Source organism: Streptomyces sp. ITFR-16 (genome assembly GCF_031844705.1).
Taxonomy (GTDB): Bacteria; Actinomycetota; Actinomycetes; order Streptomycetales; family Streptomycetaceae; genus Streptomyces.
Genome location: NZ_CP134609.1, coordinates 7,619,052 through 7,639,438, shown reverse-complemented (window position 1 = coordinate 7,639,438; position 20,387 = coordinate 7,619,052). Strand labels below are relative to the sequence as shown.

20 protein-coding genes, 1 tRNA gene and 1 pseudogene are annotated in these 20,387 nt (G+C 72.3%); 9 read left to right on the top strand and 13 right to left on the bottom strand.

The features are described from left to right. Window positions 1–15: 15 nt before the first annotated feature. Complete coding sequence (locus tag RLT58_RS33765) at window positions 16–390, top strand: MerR family transcriptional regulator (protein ID WP_311314165.1); 375 nt, start codon at window positions 16–18, stop codon at window positions 388–390. Between the two features lie 9 nt (window positions 391–399). Here RLT58_RS33765 and RLT58_RS33760 read toward each other — a convergent pair whose 3' ends face one another. Next, window positions 400–741: a DUF5713 family protein gene (locus tag RLT58_RS33760; RefSeq protein ID WP_311314164.1), complete on the bottom strand. Its 342-nt coding sequence runs from the start codon at window positions 739–741 to the stop codon at window positions 400–402. Window positions 742–888: 147 nt separating this feature from the next. Between RLT58_RS33760 and RLT58_RS33755 the strand changes: the two genes are divergently transcribed. Then, window positions 889–1,317, top strand: a complete 429-nt coding sequence (locus RLT58_RS33755; protein WP_311314163.1) for a pyridoxamine 5'-phosphate oxidase family protein — start codon at window positions 889–891, stop codon at window positions 1,315–1,317. Window positions 1,318–1,401: 84 nt separating this feature from the next. Here the strand turns inward: RLT58_RS33755 and RLT58_RS33750 are convergent, their stop codons facing one another. Beyond that, window positions 1,402–1,995 (bottom strand): hypothetical protein, encoded by a 594-nt coding sequence (locus RLT58_RS33750; protein WP_311314162.1) that lies wholly within the window; start codon window positions 1,993–1,995, stop codon window positions 1,402–1,404. 322 nt (window positions 1,996–2,317) lie between these two features. On the opposite strand from RLT58_RS33750, the gene RLT58_RS33745 reads away from it, so the two are divergent. Next, the gene (locus RLT58_RS33745; protein WP_311314161.1) at window positions 2,318–5,527 is read left to right on the top strand and encodes an alpha-L-rhamnosidase; all 3,210 of its coding nucleotides are present in this window, start codon (window positions 2,318–2,320) and stop codon (window positions 5,525–5,527) included. A 21-nt stretch (window positions 5,528–5,548) separates the two neighbouring features. On the opposite strand, the gene RLT58_RS33740 is transcribed toward RLT58_RS33745, so the two are convergent. Both RLT58_RS33740 and RLT58_RS33735 read right to left on the bottom strand, forming a co-directional pair. Continuing rightward, a tRNA-OTHER gene (locus tag RLT58_RS33740) sits at window positions 5,549–5,667 on the bottom strand. A 114-nt stretch (window positions 5,668–5,781) separates the two neighbouring features. Beyond that, the gene (locus tag RLT58_RS33735; protein ID WP_311314160.1) at window positions 5,782–6,360 is read right to left on the bottom strand and encodes a TIGR03086 family metal-binding protein; all 579 of its coding nucleotides are present in this window, start codon (window positions 6,358–6,360) and stop codon (window positions 5,782–5,784) included. Window positions 6,361–6,513: 153 nt separating this feature from the next. Between RLT58_RS33735 and RLT58_RS33730 the strand changes: the two genes are divergently transcribed. Next, window positions 6,514–6,702 carry a DUF6381 family protein gene (locus RLT58_RS33730; protein WP_311314159.1) on the top strand — a complete coding sequence of 63 codons (189 nt, stop codon included), beginning with the start codon at window positions 6,514–6,516 and terminating at the stop codon, window positions 6,700–6,702. A gap of 30 nt (window positions 6,703–6,732) precedes the next feature. Here RLT58_RS33730 and RLT58_RS33725 read toward each other — a convergent pair whose 3' ends face one another. The 7 genes from RLT58_RS33725 to RLT58_RS33695 all read right to left on the bottom strand — a co-directional run bounded on the left by RLT58_RS33725 (window position 6,733) and on the right by RLT58_RS33695 (window position 11,423). Further along, entirely contained in the window at window positions 6,733–7,131 is a 399-nt protein-coding gene (locus tag RLT58_RS33725) for a DUF6221 family protein (RefSeq protein WP_311314158.1), read from the bottom strand. Between the two features lie 150 nt (window positions 7,132–7,281). Beyond that, the gene (locus RLT58_RS33720) at window positions 7,282–7,728 is read right to left on the bottom strand and encodes a nitroreductase family deazaflavin-dependent oxidoreductase (RefSeq protein WP_311314157.1); all 447 of its coding nucleotides are present in this window, start codon (window positions 7,726–7,728) and stop codon (window positions 7,282–7,284) included. A gap of 35 nt (window positions 7,729–7,763) precedes the next feature. Then, window positions 7,764–8,177, bottom strand: coding sequence for a hypothetical protein (locus RLT58_RS33715; RefSeq protein WP_311314156.1), 414 nt, complete (start codon window positions 8,175–8,177; stop codon window positions 7,764–7,766). 183 nt (window positions 8,178–8,360) lie between these two features. Continuing rightward, window positions 8,361–8,876: a lytic polysaccharide monooxygenase auxiliary activity family 9 protein gene (locus RLT58_RS33710; RefSeq protein ID WP_311314155.1), complete on the bottom strand. Its 516-nt coding sequence runs from the start codon at window positions 8,874–8,876 to the stop codon at window positions 8,361–8,363. Window positions 8,877–9,147: 271 nt separating this feature from the next. Then, window positions 9,148–9,663: a DinB family protein gene (locus RLT58_RS33705; protein ID WP_311314154.1), complete on the bottom strand. Its 516-nt coding sequence runs from the start codon at window positions 9,661–9,663 to the stop codon at window positions 9,148–9,150. Further along, window positions 9,660–10,487 (bottom strand): DUF4389 domain-containing protein, encoded by an 828-nt coding sequence (locus RLT58_RS33700; protein WP_311314153.1) that lies wholly within the window; start codon window positions 10,485–10,487, stop codon window positions 9,660–9,662. Before RLT58_RS33700 ends, RLT58_RS33705 begins: the two co-directional genes overlap by 4 nt. A gap of 129 nt (window positions 10,488–10,616) precedes the next feature. Then, on the bottom strand, window positions 10,617–11,423 hold the full coding sequence (locus tag RLT58_RS33695) for a VanZ family protein (RefSeq protein ID WP_311314152.1): 807 nt from the start codon (window positions 11,421–11,423) through the stop codon (window positions 10,617–10,619). 152 nt (window positions 11,424–11,575) lie between these two features. On the opposite strand from RLT58_RS33695, the gene RLT58_RS33690 reads away from it, so the two are divergent. The 3 genes and pseudogenes from RLT58_RS33690 (at window position 11,576) to RLT58_RS33680 (ending at window position 15,414) form a co-directional block, all read left to right on the top strand. Further along, a complete protein-coding gene (locus tag RLT58_RS33690) occupies window positions 11,576–13,105 on the top strand; it encodes an SDR family oxidoreductase (RefSeq protein WP_311314151.1) in 1,530 nt (509 codons plus the stop codon). 67 nt (window positions 13,106–13,172) lie between these two features. After that, window positions 13,173–14,546: a cryptochrome/photolyase family protein gene (locus tag RLT58_RS33685; RefSeq protein ID WP_311314150.1), complete on the top strand. Its 1,374-nt coding sequence runs from the start codon at window positions 13,173–13,175 to the stop codon at window positions 14,544–14,546. 161 nt (window positions 14,547–14,707) lie between these two features. Then, a pseudogene (locus RLT58_RS33680) lies at window positions 14,708–15,414 on the top strand (YoaK family protein). A gap of 89 nt (window positions 15,415–15,503) precedes the next feature. Here RLT58_RS33680 and rpmG read toward each other — a convergent pair. Continuing rightward, window positions 15,504–15,668: a 50S ribosomal protein L33 gene (gene rpmG, locus RLT58_RS33675; protein WP_311314148.1), complete on the bottom strand. Its 165-nt coding sequence runs from the start codon at window positions 15,666–15,668 to the stop codon at window positions 15,504–15,506. Window positions 15,669–15,982: 314 nt separating this feature from the next. Between rpmG and RLT58_RS33670 the strand changes: the two genes are divergently transcribed. After that, the gene (locus RLT58_RS33670) at window positions 15,983–17,428 is read left to right on the top strand and encodes a PP2C family protein-serine/threonine phosphatase (RefSeq protein WP_311314147.1); all 1,446 of its coding nucleotides are present in this window, start codon (window positions 15,983–15,985) and stop codon (window positions 17,426–17,428) included. Between the two features lie 21 nt (window positions 17,429–17,449). Here RLT58_RS33670 and RLT58_RS33665 read toward each other — a convergent pair whose 3' ends face one another. Next, window positions 17,450–18,946, bottom strand: a complete 1,497-nt coding sequence (locus RLT58_RS33665) for a DNA-binding protein NsdB (protein ID WP_311314146.1) — start codon at window positions 18,944–18,946, stop codon at window positions 17,450–17,452. Between the two features lie 231 nt (window positions 18,947–19,177). Here RLT58_RS33665 and RLT58_RS33660 point away from each other — a divergent pair, with 231 nt between their 5' ends. After that, window positions 19,178–20,317 (top strand): aminoglycoside phosphotransferase family protein, encoded by a 1,140-nt coding sequence (locus tag RLT58_RS33660; protein WP_311314145.1) that lies wholly within the window; start codon window positions 19,178–19,180, stop codon window positions 20,315–20,317. Window positions 20,318–20,387: the final 70 nt, after the last annotated feature.

Here is a 20,387-nt window from a genome sequence, read left to right as displayed (position 1 = left end):
TCGTGGGGCGGGGACATGCGGATCGGTGAACTGGCGGCTCGCACGGGTGTGGGCGAGCGCTCGCTGCGCTACTACGAGGAGCAGGGGCTGCTCGCGGCCGACCGGACGCCCGGCGGCCACCGCGACTACCCGGAGCGGGCCGTCGACCGGGTCATCCGCATCCAGGAGCTGTACGCGGCCGGGCTGCACAGTGCGAAGATCGCCCGCATCCTGCCCTGCATGCGGGACGAGGACGGCGGCCCCTCCCTGCGCGCCACCCCGGAACTGGTCACCGAACTCGCCGCCGAGCGGGAGCGCATCGACCGGATGATCAGCGATCTGCGCCGCTCCCGCGAGGTCCTCGACGAGGTCATCGACACGGCGGCGGGCCGCACCTCCGGCCCGTCGTAGCGTCCGGCGTCACCACTCCCGTGCGGCGATGAGCTTCTCCACGTCCGCCTCCTCGAACCCGTAGGCCGAGGCCACGACCCAGAAGTCCTCGGCTATCTCCTCGCGCGCGACGGTCTCGATCTCGCTTCCCGCTGCCTCGAACTCCGCCTCCAGCGCGTTGAACCGCTCCGTCGCCGCCTCCGTCAGCACGTAGAGCGCCGCCAGGTCCGACGGCCGCTCCGCCTCGATCCGCTCGCACAGGTCCAGCAGGATCCGCCGCCCTTTGTCGACGACGTGATCCGGGAAGTACGCGTCCTCGTACAGCCCTGCCAGAAACGCGTGTCCCCGCACTCGCTCGTTCGTGATCGCCACGGCGGGCCCCTCCTCCTCGATGAACCGACACTCCGATCCTGCACCACGGCACTGACAACACCGCCGCGCGGCGAACCGGACGGGAACGGGCGGACGTTACGTAACCTGGCACCCGGAAACCGTGCCGACGAACCCTGGGGAGTCACCATGGCCCTGTCCCGTGAAGAGCGCGAGCAGTTCCTGGCCGAGCCGCATGTCGCCGCCCTGGCGGTGGACGCGGTGGAAGAGGGAAGGGCGCCGCTGACCGTGCCGATCTGGTACGTCTACGAGCCGGGCGGCGACCTCTGGATCATGACGGGGCGCGACTCGCGCAAGGGGAGGGCCATCGCCGCGGCCGGCCGGTTCTCCATGATGGTCGACCGGGTCACGCCGACCGTGCGCTATGTGTCCGTCGAGGGCCCTGTCGTCTCGACGCGTGCGGCCACCCGCGAGGAGCTGGTGGAGATCTCGGCGCGCTACCTCCCGGCCGAGAAGGTCGACGCGTACGTGGACTTCGCGTGGAAGGAGCACGGCGAGCAGGTGGTCGTCCATCTGCGGCCGGAGCACTGGCTCAGCGCGGACCTCGGCGAGGGCTGAGCGAAGCTCCCGCGCTCACGCGCGGAGCGCGCACCCCGCTTCCCGGGTGCGCGCTCCGTCGTACACCGGGCCGTACGGCTGGTGTCAGCCGGCGGCCGGCCACTCCAGGGGCTCCTTGGTGAAGCCCCGGCTCAGCTGGACGGCGGCGGCCTTCTGACCGTCGGGGATCAGGAAGGCCTTGCAGATCTTCTCCGACTGACCGGCGCTCAGCTCCTTGTCGGTGTCCGGAGCAGGGCAGTTGGGCCACTTGGCCTCGCCCATGATGACGATGAGGGCCTTCGTGCGCTCGCCCTTGTCCGTCTTGACGACCAGGTCGTCGTCCATGTCCCCGACTTCCATGGCCTTGCCGCTCTTGTGCGTGACGGTCGCCCACACATAGACGGGGATCTTGGGCTCGTCGTCCTTGTCCTTGTCCAGGCCGGACTTGTCCATGTCCGCCATGGTGCCCGTCTCCACCTTCGTGGGCGTGACGGTGAACGTGCTGCCCTTCGACTTCTCCATGGTGCTTTCCTGCGGCGGGCTCGCCTCGCCCAGCCGGTAGGCCGTCCTGTCCTCCGAGCCGTGGGAGCCGGACTTCCGGCCGCTCTTGCCCGAATCCGTACCGTTGCAGCCGCTCAGCACGACGGCCAGCACCAGGGCACCCATCGCCGCAGGCACGGCACGCGTCCACGTGCGCATATCTTCCTCGTTCCCCGTTCAACAAGCATGTGCGCCCGGCGCGGCCATGGAACGCTCCGGCCGGGCTCTCCGTTCGAGCGCACGATCTTGCCAGAACGCGGAACCGGGCGCGCACGGGGGTGCGGACGGGGAGCCAGGCAGCATTGAAACCGTTCAATAGCCCAGCCCCCATTGGCCGGAAACACCCTCAAAGCCCAACATCCTCGCGACAGTTCGCGAACAAATTCCCTGCACCCTCATTGACCCCCGTCGCTCCACGCACCTACGGTCACCAACGTTCACCGTTGTGAATCGATTCATCATTCCGACGTGAGGGGCCTTTGTGATCAGCAGGAGGAACATCCTGGCGAGCGCCGCCGCCACGGTGGGCGCCGTGGCCGGCGGAGCCTGGCCGGCCGCGGCGGCACCACTGCCCGCACCCGCTTCGACGCCGGGGCGGCGGGGCGCGCCACGCGTCACCACGCCGACCGTGGAGTACGTCTCGCACCCGCTGGGCCTGGACGCCCCGCACCCGCGGTTCAGCTGGCCGATGACGTCCGGGGAACAGGACGTGCGCCAGAGCGCCTACCAGGTCAGGGTGGCCACCACCGCCGCGAAACTGGAGCACCCGGACGTCTGGGACAGCGGGAAGGTCGTGTCCGCCGACTCGGTGCTCGTGCCGTACGCGGGCCCCGAACTGGCGCCGCGTACGCGCTACTTCTGGTCCGTCCGGGTGTGGGACACCGCCAAAGGCGCCTCCGGGTGGAGCGCGCCCTCGTGGTGGGAGACCGGTCTGATGGACACCTCGCAGTGGTCCGCGCAGTGGGTGACGGCCCCACCCGCGCTCACCGACGCCCCCTCGCTGGAGGGCAGCTCCTGGATCTGGTTCCCCGAGGGCGACCCCGCCTCGAACGCTCCGGCGGCCACCCGGTGGTTCCGCCGCACCGTCGATCTCCCGGACGGGATCGTGGCGGCCACGCTGGCCATCAGCGCGGACGACGCGTTCGAACTCTCCGTGAACGGCGCCCACGTGACGGGCATCGGCGAGGAGGCGGGCACCGACACCTGGCGACGCCCCGTCGTCGTCGACCTCCTCCCGCATCTGAGCCCGGGACCGACAGTTCTCGCCGTCGCCGCGGTCAACGCGACCGAGAGCCCCGCCGGCCTGATCGCCTCCGTCACCTTCCGCACGGCCTCCGGCGAGCAGCGGCTCGTCACCGACGCCTCCTGGAAGTCCACCGACCGGGAGCCGGAGAGCGATTGGGGCCTGCCCGGGTTCGACGACGGCGACTGGCCGGCGGCGAAGGTGGCGGCCCCGTGGGGAGAGGGACCGTGGGGCAGGCTCGTCCCGGCGTCGTTCGCCGCCAACCAGCTGCGCCACACGTTCACACTGCCGCGCAAGAAGGTGGCGCGGGCCCGCCTGTACGCCACGGCGCTCGGTCTCTACGAAGCTCATCTCAACGGCCGCCGGGTGGGCCGCGACCAGCTGGCCCCCGGGTGGACGGACTACCACGAGCGCGTCCAGTACCAGACGTACGACGTCTCCACGCTGCTGCGGCCGGGCGCGAACGCCATCGGCGCGTATCTGGCGCCCGGCTGGTACGCGGGCAACGTCGGGATGTTCGGCCCGCACCAGTACGGCGAACGTCCCGCGCTGCTCGCGCAGCTGGAGGTGGAGTTCACCGACGGGACGACCCGGCGGATCACGTCGGACACCCAGTGGCGGGCGGCCTCGGGGCCGATCCTCGCCGCCGATCTGCTCAGCGGCGAGACGTACGACGCGCGCCGGGAGACGGCTGGCTGGACCTCGCCGGGATTCGACGACAAGGGCTGGCTCGATGCCGTGGTCGCCGAGGGTGACGCGCCGGGGCAGATCGTCGCCCAGGTGGACGGCCCGGTCCGGGTGGCCAAGGAACTGCCGGTCAGAAAGGTGACGGAACCGCGCCCCGGCGTCTTCGTGATGGACCTGGGCCAGAACATGGTCGGTTCGGTCCGGCTGCGCGTCTCGGGCGACGCGGGAACGACCGTACGGCTGAGGCACGCCGAGGTCCTCAACCCGGACGGCACCGTCTACACGGCGAATCTGCGGTCCGCCGCGGCGACGGACACGTACACGCTCAAGGGCGGGGGCGAGGAGACGTACGAGCCCCGCTTCACCTTCCACGGCTTCCGCTACGTCGAGGTGACCGGCTTCCCCGGCACTCCCCCGGCGAGCGCCGTGACCGGGCGCGTCATGCATACGTCGGCGCCCTTCACCTTCGAGTTCGAGACCGACGTCCCGATGCTCAACAAGCTGCACAGCAACATCACCTGGGGCCAGCGGGGCAACTTCCTGTCCGTCCCGACGGACACCCCGGCGCGGGACGAGCGGCTCGGGTGGACGGGTGACATCAACGTCTTCGCGCCCACGGCCGCTTACACGATGGAGTCGGCCCGCTTCCTCACCAAGTGGCTGGTCGACCTGCGCGACGGCCAGACGGCCGAGGGCGCCTTCACCGACGTGGCGCCGATGGTCGGCACGGTCGGCAACGGCGTCGCGGGCTGGGGCGACGCGGGTGTCACCGTCCCCTGGGCCCTCTACCAGGCGTACGGGGACCGGCAGGTCCTGGCGGACGCCTGGCCCTCCATCCGGGCCTGGCTGGCGTATCTGGAGAAGAACAGCGACGGGCTGCTGCGCCCCGCCGCCGGCTACGGCGACTGGCTGAACGTCTCCGACGAGACGCCGAAGGACGTCATCGCCACCGCCTACTTCGCGCACAGCGCAGATCTGGCCGCCCGGACGGCCGCCGAACTCGGCGAGGACGCCGCGCCGTTGCGGGATCTGTTCGAGCGTGTACGGGCGGCGTTCCAGGGCGCGTACGTCACCGCCGACGGCCGGGTGAAGGGCGACACCCAGTCCGCGTACGTCCTCGCCCTGTCGATGGACCTCCTGCCGGACGCGCTGCGCACGGCGGCGGCCGGCCGGCTCGTCGAGCTGATCGAGGCGAAGGACTGGCATCTGTCGACGGGGTTCCTCGGCACACCGCGCCTGCTGCCCGTCCTCACCGCGACCGGACACACCGATGTCGCCCACCGGCTGCTCCAGCAGCGCTCCTTCCCGAGCTGGGGCTACCAGATCGACCGGGGCTCCACGACGATGTGGGAGCGCTGGGACTCCGTCCGGCCGGACGGCACCTTCCAGACGCCGGACATGAACTCCTTCAACCACTACGCCTACGGCTCGGTGGGCGAGTGGATGTACGCCAACATCGCGGGCATCTCGGCGGGGCGGCCGGGCTTCCGCCACATCGTCGTGCGGCCGCGGCCGGGCGGGGGCGTCACCTCCGCACGTGCCACGTTCACCTCGCTCTACGGCCCGGTGTCCACCCAGTGGCGGCAGACGTCCACCGGGTTCACGCTGACCTGCGGGATACCGCCCAACACGACCGCCGAGGTGTGGGTCCCCACGGACGATCCGGCCGGGGTCGGCCACGCGCGGGCGGAGTTCCTGCGCGCGGAGGACGGCTGTGCGGTGTACCGGGTGGGCTCGGGGGAACACCGCTTCACGGCGTAGCCGACGGGGAGCGGGCGGTTGCGCCGCCGGCGGGATTCGAACCCGCGGACAGGCAGGGGCAGGTCCGCCCGCACCCCGTCAGCCGTCGTGAGGGGGACCTCCCCCACGACGATCGCACTGGGCCGCTCTGCCACGGCGGCGCAACCTGCGGGACCGCGCGGTCCCGGTGGCCGGAGCACAGGCCGCGCCGGGCCGGGCGGCCGAACCGGTATCCGGGAGGGGTTACGGAGAGCGGTCCGGTGCCCCGCCCCGGCTCAGGTGGCGTTCGGCCGTGCCTGCGGGTCGCGCCCCATGAAGGCCACCATCCGGTCCACGGCCGGGGCCTCCTCCGCGACCGGGACGATGGCGCCGAACGGCATGTTCTCGCCCCGGTACTGCGGCGGCAGCGTGGCCTGCGCCCGGGCCAGCGCCTCCGCCGCCTCCTGCTCGGTGAAGGGGACCGGCTGCCCGGTGGCGACCGCCAGGTCCCAGCCGTGGGTCAGGAACTCGATGACGGTCATGCCGAGCACCTGCTCGCCGGGCAGCCTCGCACCGGTGACGCCGACCTCGCGCTCGACGCCGTACTCCCGCCACCCGGCGACGAGATCGGCCGCCGCGGCGCGGAACTCCTGCGCGGGGTGGGCGCCGCAGCGGTAGTCCGCCGCCGCGCCCTCGTGCGGCCGGTCGTGACAGCCGGCGTCGAACACCCGCAGCCATCCGACGATGTGGTCGACCAGGGTCTCGACGTCGTAGTCCTCGCACGGGGTAGGGAGGCCGCGCTGATCGGGGCGCACTCCCTCGACGACGTCACCGGTCTTCGTCAGGACACTCTCCAGCAGATCCACGTTTCCCATGGCGCGAGCTTAGGCACGGCCGCACAGGCCCGCACGGGTACGCCCACCCTGCTGCGGCGGGTTCCGTCGCGCGGGGTGACCGTTCGAGATGCAGGTGCGCCGGGCCGCTGTTTCGCTGGAGGGGTCGGCTCTCCCCGAGATCCAGGAGTGATCATGAGCGTGGCGGACGAAACCGGCGGCCGTGCCGAGCGCATTCGCGCCAAGGCGCAGGAGATGCAGGAGGCCGCCGAGCGCGCCTCCGACCCGCAGGAGCGGCAGCGCCTGGCGGACAAGGCGCGCCGGCTCCAGGAGCGGAGTGACCAGGTGACCACCAAGGGCGACCGCGGGATGAACCCGCTCTGACCGTACGGACGGGCCGGGCGGGCGCCGCGGCTACTGGGTGAAGCGGGGCAGCCACTTCACCTGGTAGTCGGGGTGCCGCGCGTGTTCGGCGGCCATCTGCCGGACCACGAAGCCCAGCCCGAAGGCGCGTCCGGAGGGGAAGTCGCGCTGGGGGCGGTCGATGTCCAGCCCGGCGACTTCGGCGTACTCGTCCAGGAGCACCCGGCTGGTCTCAATGCGCTGGAGGGTGCGCGCGGGGTCCTGGAGCGCGATGTGGTGGTCGTAACCGTGCGTCCTCAGGGTGAAGGCGATGGCACCGGTCCGGTCATGGATCTCGCCCGGCACCTCGGCCGGGCACCGCCACCCCTCGCCGCCGGCCGCTCGCGCGACCCGTTCTTCCTCGTCGAGGCGTGCCCGGACGAACGCGACGATGTCGGAGTTGTCAGTCATCTGGTTCTGCATCCTTCCGCTCGGCCCCGCACCTCAGGGGCCGTGCAGGACAGTATCCCGCCGCTGCCCCCGTCCGGTGGGACCGTCCGGCCCTCGGCACGGGCCGGTGTCCCGCCGGGGACCGGCCCGTGCGCAGGGCGGCGCGGCAGGTCAGTGACCGCCGGCCGCCGGTTCCAGGACGAAGACGGGGATCTGGCGGTCCGTCTTCTTCTGGTAGTCGGCATAGTCGGGGAACGCCTCGACGGCGCGCTCCCACCACAGCGCCTTCTCCTCGCCGGTCACCTCACGGGCGGTCACGTCCTCGCGCACCGGCCCGTCCTGGAGCTCGGCACGCGGGTCGGCCACGAGGTTGTGGTACCAGACGGGGTGCTTCGGGGCGCCGCCCTGCGAGGCGACCACCGCGTACACACCGTCGTGCTCCACCCGCATGAGGGGGGTCTTGCGGATCTTCCCGCTCTTGGCGCCCAGTGTCGTCAGGACGACGACGGGCATGCCCCGCATGGTCGTGCCCTCCGTCCCCCCTGAGCTCTCGTACTGCTCGACCTGGTCGCGAACCCACTGGGCGGGGCTCGGTTCGTACTCGCCCTGGAGCGGCATGTGTCTTCCCATCGTCGGCATCGGGCCGTGGCGCGTCAGCGGCCGCGGCCCCTCATCATCTCTTCAACCACTTCGGCCGCCGAGAAATCCCGGCCGGGCCGACGTGTCGCGCCCGTCCTGCCCGTACGCAGGGCGGATGTCAGCCATCCGCCGCCCACGAACACCGCCAGTCCCACCGCGCTGCCGACGCCCGCGAAGACCAGGGTCCGGGCGCTCACGGGACGTTGAGCCGCGGCCGTCACGGCGGCGGAGTCCCGGACAGCGTTCCCGGCGGAGGCATCCGCCGCGCCGTCGTGCGTCTGTGCGGACGTGGGCCAGGTCCGCCCGTCCTCCTCCCGCGCGGCGGCGGCCGGCGCGGCTCCCGCGTACACCACCGCCGCGAGGGCGGCCGCGAGGGCGAACCTGCGGCGCGCGGCGATCCGGGGGCCGAGGAGGGTCGATATGAGCATGGGGAGCCCGCTTCCGGAGATCAGGTGTCGGGCCTTCAGCGTCGCCACACCCGGCCGGTCCGGCACGGCCCGGGGCGCACGCGGGTGACGGAACGGGCCATCCGGGTGCACGGGCGGCGTGCCGTGATGCGCGGGAGCCCCCGCCCTGTGCGGGGCGGGGGCTCCTTCCTCGTGCGGGTGCCGTCAGCTCACATTGACGTCGATGCACGCGTAGAAGGCGTTGGACGTGTCGGCGATGTTCCAGACCGCGAGGACCTTCTGCTGACCCGAGAGGTTCCCGAAGTCCACCTGGTGGGTGACGGTCGCGCCGGGCTGGGCGCCGTTGTCGTTGAACTCGGCGATCTTCTGGCCGCCGGCGAAGTACTGCCAGGTGCTGGTGGAGTGGCGGGCGGTCAGCTGCCACTGGAAGGACGTGCTCCGGCTCACCGGGGTGACCTGCCAGCCCTTGGAGTCGTCGTCGAGCTCGGCGAACCTGCTGTTGCCACCGCTGCAGCTGGTCAGCCCCTTGGGGCCCTCCACGCTCTGGGGTTCGTAGGTGATGTCCCCGCAGCTGACGGTTCCGGCGGCGCACTGGGCCTGCCTGCTGGGCGGGGTCGAGATGTAGCCGTGGGCGCTGGCGGAGCCGGTCGGGAGGGTCAGCGCGAGAACCGGTGCGAGCACGGCACCGAGGGCGGCTGCGGTCTTCCTTTTCGCGTGCATGCTTCTCCTTCACATGAGGCGTCGCTGCACGCGGGCGGACTGTGGGGAGCCCGGAAGCGGCAGTCCAGCCTCTCGAGTGTGGGGCCAAGAGGCGCGAAGGGCGCGACAGGTCCATGACAAAGAGAAGCCCCGGAATGACGGGCTCCACTGCCGTCCCTGCACTTGGACTAGACCATACCCATCGAGGCGTGACCGTCAAGGGTGCTGGAACCGGAGGGGGTTGGGCCCCGCCCGGAAACGCGCGGGCGGACGGGTCCGAGGCCCGGACGTCTCACGCCCCCGTGACACCGTCCAGCCGCTCGCGCACGAGGTCGGCGTGGCCGATGTGGCGCGCGTACTCCCCGATCATGTGGACGTGCACCATCCGCAGCGAGAAGACCTCGCCGCCGTGCACGAAGGTGTCGTCCAGCGAGGCACCGGCCACGACCTCGTCGGCCAGCCGGCACTCCTCGACCAGGCGGGCGTAGTCCTCGGCGGCCCGGGCGGGGTCGAGGTCCTCGAAGTCCGCGTCCTTGCCCTTGTCCGGGTCGTACATCGGCGCGAGTTCCTGACCGGCGAACCGCTCGCGGAACCAGGTCCGCTCGACCTTGGCCAGGTGCCTGACGAGCCCCAGGAGCGACAGATTCGACGGCGACACCGTCCGCTCGGCGAGCTGTTCACCGGTCAGGCCGGCGCACTTCTGCAGGAGCGTCGAGCGGAACCAGCCGAGATAGCCGGTGAGCATCTCCCGCTCCTGGGCGACCAGCGAGCCGCCCACACGTGTGGTTTCAGGTGCTGTCCATGTCATCCGGTGATCATGCCGGTCGGACCCTGCGCGGCGCGAATGGTTTGTGCCCGCATTCCGTAGTCGTCGTCATCGGACGACGAGCGGGTCACGGACGTGGTGATGCTGCCCAGGAGGCCGAGGACCAGGAAGAGGACCAGCAGCGCCTTGCCGCCGGTCCCCATGACCAGGGGCCGGGTCGCGGAGCGCGACTGCCTCTCGGGTACGGACAGGGCGTCCTCGCCGAAGAGCCCCTTGGGGTAGGCGGGGCTGAGCATCGACAGATAGGCGGACACCCGCATCTCGTAGCGCAGGGTGGCCGCCGTGGCCTCGAAGAGCGGGCGCGGCAGGCGCCCCAGGATCAGCGTGATCAGCCACCACAGGACCGCCAGGGCGGACCAGCCGGAGGTGGCCAGGCCCTGCACGATCGCGGCGGGGATCACCAGGATCAGGCGGAAGAAGACGGCCGCCCGGTTCAGCCGGGTCGGCCGGACGTCGATCCCCACCGGGTAGTCCGGCCGCAGGTCCAGGGTGAAGGGCGGATAGCGGTCGACGAGCAGCATGCCGCTCGCGCCCACCCGCGTCCGGTAGCCGAGGACCCCCGCCAGAAAGCGGAAGACCGGCGCGGGCAGCCGCCCGAGCACCAGAGCGGCGAACCAGCCGAACACCGCGGTGAAGAATGCCGCGATCTCCAGGAAGAACAGCACCACGACATGCGGGATCAGCAGGAGCAGACGGAAGAAGACCGTCAGCCTGCGCTGGCGCGCGGGCTCGATGATGTCCAGCACCGGCAGGAATTCGTCCGCGTCCCCTGCCCTTCGCCCCGGGCTCCACTGGGCGTCCGTCATGTCGCTCCCCTTCGGCGGGTGGCCCGCGCGCGCTGTGCGCGCTCGGCGTCCCACCACGCTCGGCCCCGGGGAGGCGGCCCGCAATCGGCCGCGGGCCGATCGGGTGCCCGCCCCCCGGCCGCCCCGGGGTCACTCCTTGCGGGTGCCCCGGGACGTGACCCTGGTCCGGATCCCCTGCCACATCCGCGGCCAGGACATGGCCGGCCGTCCGCCCCGGGGCTCGCGGCCCGGGCGGCGAGAGGTCTTGGGCTTGGGCTTGGCCGTGGTGCCGGCGGCCTTCGCCCCGGGCCTCGACGCGGCCTTGGCCTTGGCCTTGGCCGTGCCCTTCGGCTTGGGCTTGGTCGCGGTCCGGGTCTTCGTCGTGGTCCGTGCCTTCGTCTCCTTCGCCGTGTCCTTGGCGGGCGGGGGCTCCGGCGCGGACCCGGGACGTTCGGGTCCGGCGGCGAGCACGTGGTAGCGGTGGCTCAGGCGGCGTCCCAGCAGCAGGTATCCGAGCAGGGCACCCGCCGTGTTCAGGATGACGTCGTCCACGTCGAAGGCCCGCCCCGCGACCAGCGCTCCCTGCACCAGCTCGACCACCACGATGACCAGCACGGTCAGCAGCACCATGCGGATCATCCGCAGCCGCCTGGGGACCAGGACGGGCAGCAGGCCACCGAACGGCATGCCCAGCACCAGATTGCCTCCCGCCTGTTTGCAGGCGGCGAGGAAGGTGTAGTCCACGGCGTACTGCCGGAGCGAGCGCCCCGGATGGAGGTTCGACCGGACGAGGTCCTCCGAGGCGGGCGACGGTGTGAGCGTCACCTTCGCCAGCACCACGGAGAATCCGACCATGGCCAGGAAGGCCAGCACCAGGATGGTCCCCTGGAGAAGAAGACGGCCCCAGTTGCCGCCCCGCGCTCCGCCGCGCGCTCGTCTTTCCGCCTCTGCGTTCATGGGCGTCAGATGCCCCCGAAGGACCGCACCACACCTGGTGCGGAGCAGGGGTCCAAGGGTGCGGCGGACGGTGCCGGAGGCCAGACTGGTCGGGCGGGCCGGTCCGCCGAGGCCGGCCCCGACGCCAGGACCCGAACCGATGCGGAGATCTCATGACGAGCGACCGCGGGGACAAGCCCCTGAGCTGCCTGGTCACCGGAGCCACCGGCTACATCGGGGGCCGGCTGGTGCCGGAACTGCTGGCGGCCGGACACCGCGTACGGTGCCTGGCCCGCACCCCCGAGAAGCTCCGGGACTACCCCTGGGCCGGTGAGGTCGAGATCGTCCGCGGCGATGTCACCGACGCGGGCTCCCTGGCCCCGGCGATGCGCGGCATCGACGTGGCCTACTACCTGGTGCACGCCCTGACGACCGGGTCCGACTTCGAGGAGACCGACCGGCGGGCCGCCTCCGTCTTCGGGGAGGCGGCACGGGAGGAGGGGGTCGGCCGGATCGTCTACCTCGGCGGCCTCACCCCCGCCGATGTCCCCGACTGGGAGCTGTCCCCGCATCTGCGCTCACGGGCCGAGGTCGGCCGGATCCTGCTGGACTCCGGGGTCCCGACCACCGCGCTGCGGGCCGCGGTCATCATCGGCTCCGGCTCCGCCTCCTTCGAGATGCTGCGCTATCTGACGGAACGGCTGCCGGTGATGGTGACGCCGAGCTGGGTCTCCACGCGGATCCAGCCCATCGCCGTCCGGGACGTGCTGCGCTATCTGGTCGGCAGCGCCCGGATGCCGCGCGAGGTCAGCCGCACCTTCGACATCGGCGGACCCGACGTCGTCACCTACCGCGACATGATGCAGCGGTACGCGGAGGTCGCGCAGCTTCCGCACCGGCTGATCCTGCCCGTACCGATGCTGACCCCCCGCCTGTCCAGCCACTGTATCGGCCTGGTCACACCGGTGCCCCGGTCGATCGCGCGGCCCCTCGCGGAGTCGCTTCGGTACGAGGTGGTGTGCCGGGAGCACGACATCGCGCGGTACGTCCCCGACGGTGCGGGACAGCCGTTCGGGCTCGGCAAGGCGCTGCGGCTGGCACTGCAGCGGGTCCGGGAGGCCAAGGTCACCACCCGCTGGTCCTCCGCCTCGGTGCCCGGCGTACCCAGTGACCCGCTGCCCACCGACCCGGACTGGGCAGGCGGCAGCCTGTACTCGGATGTGCGCGAACGCGATGCAGAGGCCTCGCCCCAGGCCCTGTGGCGGGTCGTCGAGGGGATCGGGGGCGATCACGGCTGGTACTCGTTCCCGCCGGCCTGGGCGGTGCGCGGCTGGCTGGACCGGCTGGTGGGCGGGGTCGGGCTCCGGCGGGGACGGCGCGACACGGACCGGCTGCGGGTGGGTGACTCGCTGGACTTCTGGCGGGTCGAGGAGATCGAGCCGGGCCGGCTGCTGCGGCTGCGCGCGGAGATGCGGCTGCCGGGTCTCGCGTGGCTGGAGATGCACGTGGAGACGGACGAGCGGGGCCGTACGCACTACCGGCAGCGCGCACTGTTCCATCCGCGCGGGCTGCTCGGTCACGCGTACTGGTGGAGCGTCTCGCCGTTCCACGCGATCGTGTTCGGCGGGATGGCACGCAATATCGCGGCGGCTGCCGAGGCGTCCGCGCCACCCGATCGGGCGATGGCTGCGGTGTCGTCCTGACCGGTGCGTCCCGGGGCACCCGGCCGGGGGCAGGATGGCGTGTCCCCGGCCCCTCAGGAGTAGCGCCATGACCGTAGCGGTCGTCCTGTTCACGGCAGACCTCCGTCTGCACGACCATCCGCCGCTGCGGGCCGCACTCGCGTCCGCGGACGAGATCGTGCCGCTGTTCGTCCGCGACAGCGCGATCTCGGCGGCCGGGTTCGACGCCCCGAACCGCCGTGCGTTCCTCGCCGACTGTCTGCGGGACCTGGACGCCGGGCTGCGCGAGCGGGGCGGCCGGCTGGTGATCCGCTCGGGCGAGGTGGTCGACGAGGTGTGCGCGGTGGCCGCCGGGACCGGGGCCGGGGAGGTCCATCTGGCGGCGGGCGTCAGCGCGTACGCCCACCGCCGCGAGCAGCGGCTGCGCGAGGCGCTGGAGTCCGACGGGCGGCGGCTGCACGTCCACGAGGGGGTGGTCACAGCGGTGGCGCCCGGTGCGGTGACCCCGGCCGGCTCGGACCACTTCGCCGTGTTCACCCCGTACTTCAGGCGCTGGTCCGGTGAGCGGGTGCGCGAGGTGTTCGGCGCGCCGCGCGCCGTGCGGGTGCCGGACGGCGCGGGTTCGGAGAAGGTGCCGGACCGCTCGGCCGTGCGAGGCGTCTCGGAGGGCCTCGCCGAGGGCGGCGAGGAAGCGGCCCGCAAGAGGCTGACCGCCTGGCGGCGCAGCGGAATCGACGCCTACGAGGACCGCCACGACGATCTGGCGGGGGACGCGACGTCCCGCCTCTCGCCGCATCTGCACTTCGGCACGCTGTCCCCGGTCGAACTGATCCACCGGGCGCGCTCGGCGGGTGGTGACGGCGCCGAGGCGTTCGCACGGCAGCTGTGCTGGCGGGAGTTCCACCACCAGGTCCTCGCGGCCCGGCCCGGGGCGGCCCGGCGGGACTACCGCACCCGGCACGACCACTGGCGCTCGGAGCGGGAGGCGGCCGGGGACATCGAGGCGTGGCGCCAGGGGCGCACGGGCTACCCGGTCGTGGACGCCGCGATGCGGCAACTGCGGCACGAGGGCTGGATGCACAACCGGGGCCGGCTGCTCGCCGCGGGTTTCCTGACCAAGACGCTGTACGTGGACTGGCGCGTCGGGGCCCGGCACTTCCTGGACCTGCTGGTGGACGGCGACATCGCCAACAACCAGCTCAACTGGCAGTGGATGGCGGGGACGGGCACGGACAGCCGTCCCAACCGGGTGCTCAACCCGCTGATCCAGGCCAAGCGGTTCGATCCGGACGGTGCCTACGTGCGCCGCTGGGTGCCGGAGCTCGCCTCCGTGGCCGGACCCGCCGTGCACGAGCCGTGGAAACTGCGGGGGCCGGAGCGGGACGCCCTGGACTATCCGGCGCCGGTGGTGGAGCTCTCCGACGGGCTGGCGCGCTTCAAGCAGGCGCGCGGACTGGACTGACGGCCGCGCGCGACCGCGTCTCCCGCCGCGCCGGGAGCGACATGGCCGCTGTGGCGGGCAGCGGCGGCGAAGATGCTGGGGTGCCGACTTCCCGCTCCCCCTCCTCCACCGATCCGGCCGGCCCCGAGGGGGCGGACGACCCGCGCGGCCATACGGCGCTGCTGCTGCTCTCGGCGGCGTCCGGCGCGGCGGACGCCTTCGTCTTCATCTGTGTCGGCCAGGTCTTCGCCGGGGTGATGACCGGCAATCTGGTGCTGCTGGGAGCCTCGGCCGCCGGGGCGGGCGAGGAGGGCGTGGCCCTGCGGGTGGTCACCGCGCTCCTCGCGTACGGCTGCGGGGTGGCCGGGGCCGCCGCGGTGGGCGAGCGGATGTGGCGGCGGCTGCCCGTCATGCTGCTCACGGAGACGGGGCTGCTCGCGGCGGCCGCGGGGCTGTGGGCGGCGGAGCTGATCACCTCGGACGCGGACCGGCTGGGGCTGCTGGTGCTGACGGGGCTCGCGATGGGGATTCAGGGACGGATCCGCGCCACGCCCACCAACTACTTCACCGGCACCCTCACCTCACTCGTCGGCCGGCTGGCCCGAGGGGTGCGGCACCGGGGCGACGGCTGGGTCGCCGGGCGGCTGTGCGCCGTGGTGGCGGGAGCGGCGGTGGCCGCGCTGGCGGTACGGCTGTGGCCGGCGAGCGGTGCGGTGCCGGCGGCGGCTCTCGCGATGGCCGCCCTGCTGGTCGAGGCCTTGGCGCGGCGGCGGTGAGCCGGTCCCGCACAGGGGTCTTTCGTCCGGGCAGGGGGAAGCCCCGGCCGGATCGGGGGAATCCAGCCGGGGCGGCTTCGGGGGTGGGCGCTCAGTGCGTCATCCACACATAGGTGAACGATAAACCATCACCGCGTGTTCCCTGGAATCCGCACCCCGGACTGTGACCCAGGGCACGGAGGGGCGGCGGCGCACCCTGCGGTCAGCGCTCCTCGCGGAAGAGGACGTGCCGGCCGGCGGCCGGGTCGTACTTGCGCAGGACCAGGCGGTCGGGGTCGTTGCGACGGCTCTTGCGCGTCACATAGCTCTGCCCCGTCCCCGCGGTCGAGCGGAGCGTGACGACGGGACGGGCCTCACTGCGGGCCATGGGCAACCCCCGGTTCGTGCGTACCGAACACCGCACTCCTCCTGAGAACGGGATTCGTTTTCGCTCTGCCGCTTCAACGCGAGGGCTCGCACAGGCATTCCCCTCCGCTCCGCATGCCCGATGACTTGCGCCAACACCCGTAACCAGCAAGGCTGTTCGAAAATATCCGGGCTCCGGTCAGCCGCTGACATATGCCAGAAGCAAGAACATATCGAGTGTTGCCAAACGGCTTACGGTCCTCTCACGGCTGTGCAACAGTCATATCCGGTCCACCCTTCGGACCTGGTTGTACCGCGCCCGTATCGGAGTACGACATGCCGCCCCATCTGTCCGCGGACCGCCCCGCCCCCCAGCCGCCCGAGCGCGATGCCGTCGACGCGTTGATCCACCGGACGCGCCGGCTTCGCGGTGACGTGGACGCGGTGCGGCGCGACACCGTGCTCGTGGACGAGGACGATCCGCAGCTGCGCTGGCAGCGCGCGCTCTGCGACCTCGCGGTCCACCACCTCGACGATCTGGGCGCACACCTCGGACAGCTCAAGGCAGGGCTTCCGGCGGACGTCCCGGAACAGCCCGTGGGCGCGGACACGGCACCGGCCGCCGACGAGCCCTCGGGCCCGCTGATCGGCCGGGTGGGCAGCGCCGAATGGAATCTGCTGACCGACGAGGTCAGCTGGTCCGAAGAACTCTTCCGGATCTTCGGCCGCAGCCCGGAGGCGGGCGGACTGTCGCTGGACGACCTCCCCTCCGTACTGCTCCCCGAGGACCAGCCCTCACTCACCGCGCTGGTGACGGACTGCCTGGTGGACGGCAAGCCGATAGACGGCGAGTTCCGCATCCTGCACCCGGACGGCCGGACGCGGACGCTGCACATGATGGGCGAGCCCGTGCTCGACACCGACGGCTGCACCGCTTCGATGTGGGCCGTCCTGCGGGACGTCAGCGCGCTGCGGCGCAGCCAGCAGGCCGTCCGCCGTACGCACGAATCGCTCCGCCGCCAGCAGCACATCGCCCGGACCGAGCACCGGATGGCGGTGGAGCTCCGGGAGGCCGTGCTTCCCCCGTGGCGCAGTTCGCTGCGGCTGCCGGACCGGGGCCCGGGCACGCCGGACATCGCCGCCCACTACCTCCCGTCCCGGTCGAGCGCCCTGATCGGCGGCGGCTGGTACGACGCGATGGAACTGCCGGACGGCAGAACCCTGCTCACGGTCGGCGATCTGACCGGCCACGGCATCCAGGCGACGTCCGCCATGGCCGTGATCCTGGGTGCGCTGCGCGGCATGGCGGTCGCGGGGATCGAGCCCGGAGCGCTGATGGGCCATCTCAACCAGTTACTGGAGACCTCCATCCAGCCGGCTCTGGGCAGCGCGGTGTGCTGCCGGTTCGACCCGGCGACGCGCACCCTGGACTGGGCCCAGGCCGGCCACCCCGCACCGCTGCTCTTCCGCAACGGTGCCGGGCGTCCGCTCCCCCCTCCGGACGGGGTGCTTCTCGGGGCGGCGTCCGGGGTCGCCTACGAGCAGGACACGGCGCATCTGCTGCCCGGTGACGTACTGGTGCTGCACACGGACGGACTGGCCCGGGACAACAGCAGCGGGCAGGGCGGAGCCCGTCCGGGCACGGAGGCACTCCTCGGCCTCGCGCCACGCTTCGCCGCAGCCCGTACGGCGCAGGACTGTGTACGGGCCGTCATCGAGGCGTTCGGCGGCGCCGAGCGGCTGGACGACGCCTGTGTGCTGATCGCCCGCATCGGGGCGTAGGAGACCGCGTACGCGGCTGGGTCAGATCTCGGAACTCCTGGGCTTCTTGACGAGGCTGCTCTGCGGCAGCGCGAGCTGGATCTCCCGGCGCAGGTCCTCGATCTTGGCGTAGCCCGCGAACTGGCCCGTCAGCCGGTACATTTCGCGCAGCCGGTCCCAGGTGCGGTGCGAGGAGGTCTCCCCCATCGTGACCAGGGCGAGCCGGGCGTAGCGGTCGGCCTGCTCGGGGTCGTCGCCGAGGAAGCAGGCCGAGGCCAGCGAGATGTAGTCGAAGATCTTGGACCGCTGGCGTCCGCTGAGCCGCAGTTCGAGCGCCTGCTTGGCGTGGCGCTGGGCGATGACGGCCACCGAGGGGTCGTGCTCGGCCAGGGTGCGGAACGCCAGGGCCTGCATGCCGTGCAGGTCCGCCTCGTCGAACATCTGCATCCAGCTGGGCGGGGGCACATCGCCCTTGTCCGAGACGAAGAGCTCCTCGGCCTTGCCGAGGGTGCGCCGCATGGCCTGGCCCCGGCCCATGGACGCCTGGGCCCAGGCCTCGATCGTGTGCAGCATCGCCTGGGTGCGCGGCAGGACCATGTCGCCCGAGCCGGACTTGGCGAGCTTCATCAGGTCGAGCGCGTCGTCGGGACGGCCCAGGTGGACCATCTGACGGGCCGCCCGGGAGAGGGCCTCGCCCGCGCGCGGCCGGTCGCCGCCCTCACGCGCCGCGTGTGCGGCGATGACGAAGTACTTCTGGGCCGTGGGTTCGAGGCCGACGTCGTGGGACATCCAGCCGGCGAGCACGGCGAGGTTGGCGGCGACGCCCCAGAGGCGGCGCTGCAGATGGTCGGGGTGCCGGTAGGCGAGCATGCCGCCCACCTCGTTGAGCTGGCCCACCACGGCCTTGCGCTGGAGGCCGCCGCCGCGGGAGGCGTCCCAGGCGCGGAACACCTCAACGGAGCGCTCCAGGGCCTCGATCTCCTCCGAGCCGATGGGCGCGGCCTCGTACCGGTCGAAGCCGGCGGGGTCCGCGTGGACGGGATCGTCGGTGCGTGGGGCGTCGGCCGCCAGTACGGGGTCGGTGTGCAGCCAGTCGTGCATGGGGCCGGCGATGGTGGAGCCGGCGGCGAGCGCGGCGCCCGCGCTCACCAAGCCGCGTCGGTTGAGCATGAGGTCCATTCCCGTGAATTCGGTGAGGACCGCTGCCGTCCGCTCGGGCGCCCACGGGAGTTGGTCGGGATTGTCTTCCGTCCCGGCTTCTCGCCGCTTCCCCACACGCCCGCGCCGGCCGAACCCGAGGTCCTCGATGGTCACGACACGACCGAGCCGCTCGGTGAACAGGGCCGCCAGCACTTTGGGCACGGGATCGCGGGGGGACTCCCCCATGTCGATCCAGCGCCTCACGCGCGAGGTGTCGGTGGCCAGTTGCGGATGGCCCATGGCCGCCGCCTTCCGGTTCACCATTCTCGCGAGCTCGCCCTTGGACCAGCCGGCAAGGCCGAACAGGTCCGACAGGCGGGTGTTGGGTTCTCCGGTCACGTCAAGCCCCCAGGTTCTCGGCTGTGTTGACAGTAACCCCCTGTCAGATGCCTTGCGACTATTCGCCAGGCTTCGCCAGGGGTCGCTACGTGGTCTGCCACCCGCGGGCCGGTGTCAGGTAGGAAAGCGCCACCCCGCCCGGCAGCCCTAGGTACTCCCCAGGGTGCCGAACGGCCGCCGGCCGGGGCGGCGCACGCAACTTGTCGGCGCACGAAGGGATCTGTCTCGCCCATGTACACAGCATCGTCCTCCGTGTCCGCCCCGCCCCGGCCGCTGCGTCCCCTCGGAGCGGGCGCCGGACCCTACCTCGACCCCCGCGCCGCCGCCCCGGCACCCGGCCTCGGCCGGCCCCGGCGCACGGCGGGGCCGGGTGCCCCGTCGCTCAGCGGAAGGCTTGACCTGTCGGGCCCCCAGGGAGCCCAGCTGAGGATGGCCATCGCCTCGGTGCACCGGATCTGCCCGGAGTTCAACCCGGTGCAGGTCCTGCGCCGCAGCGGCCGTTCGGTGCTGCTCGTGGGTTCCACCGGGCGCGCGACGGCGGTCGCCAAGTGTTTACTGGACCACTCCCCCGCGTGGTCGGAGCGGTTCCGCCACGAAATAGCGGCATACCGGGCGTTCGTCCGGCACCGTCCGCCGGTCCGGGTGCCCCGGCTCATCGCCGCCGACCCCGAGAACTGCACCCTGGTCATCGAGCGGATGCCCGGCCGGGTGGCCGCTCTGACCCGGCATCCCTCGGAGGCGCCGCCCCGGGCCGATCTGCGGGCCGTGCTCGGCGCGGTCAGCCGGGTCAACGCCTGGCGTCCGCCGTCCGGCCTGTTCGACGCGCCGCTGGACTACGCGGCGCGCATCGCCCGCTATCACGAGCTCGGACTCTTCACCGACCGTGATCTGGGCGACCTGCAGAAGCTGCTGCACGGCCTGGCCCACGGCGGCGGGCGGCACGGGATGGGGCAGTTCTGTCACGGTGACGCGCTGCTCTCCAACATCCTTCTGTCACCCACCGGTCCGGTGCTGGTCGACTGGGAGCACGCGGGCTGGTATCTGCCGGGCTACGACCTGGCGACGCTCTGGGCGGTGCTCGGTGACGCACCGTCGGCCCGTCGTCAGATCAGCCAGCTGGCGCAGGCCCAGGGCCCTGCCCACCGGGACGCGTTCCTGATCAACCTGATGCTGGTGCTCACCCGCGAGATCCGTACGTACGAGACGGCCGTGCAGCGGGCGATGCGGGACACCTCCGCGCCCGCGAGGACGGGCCAGGACCGTCCGGGCGCACTGTCGTCGGGCGAGGAACAGCGTCTGCTGCTGCGCCGGCTGCACGACGACTGCGCGATGGCGCGGCGTGCGGTGCGGGCCGCCGTGGGCACGCGCTGACCGGTCCATCGAGGAGGCGCGCCGCGGGTCCGGTGCCGACACACCGGGCCCGCGGCGCGCTGTTGTACCC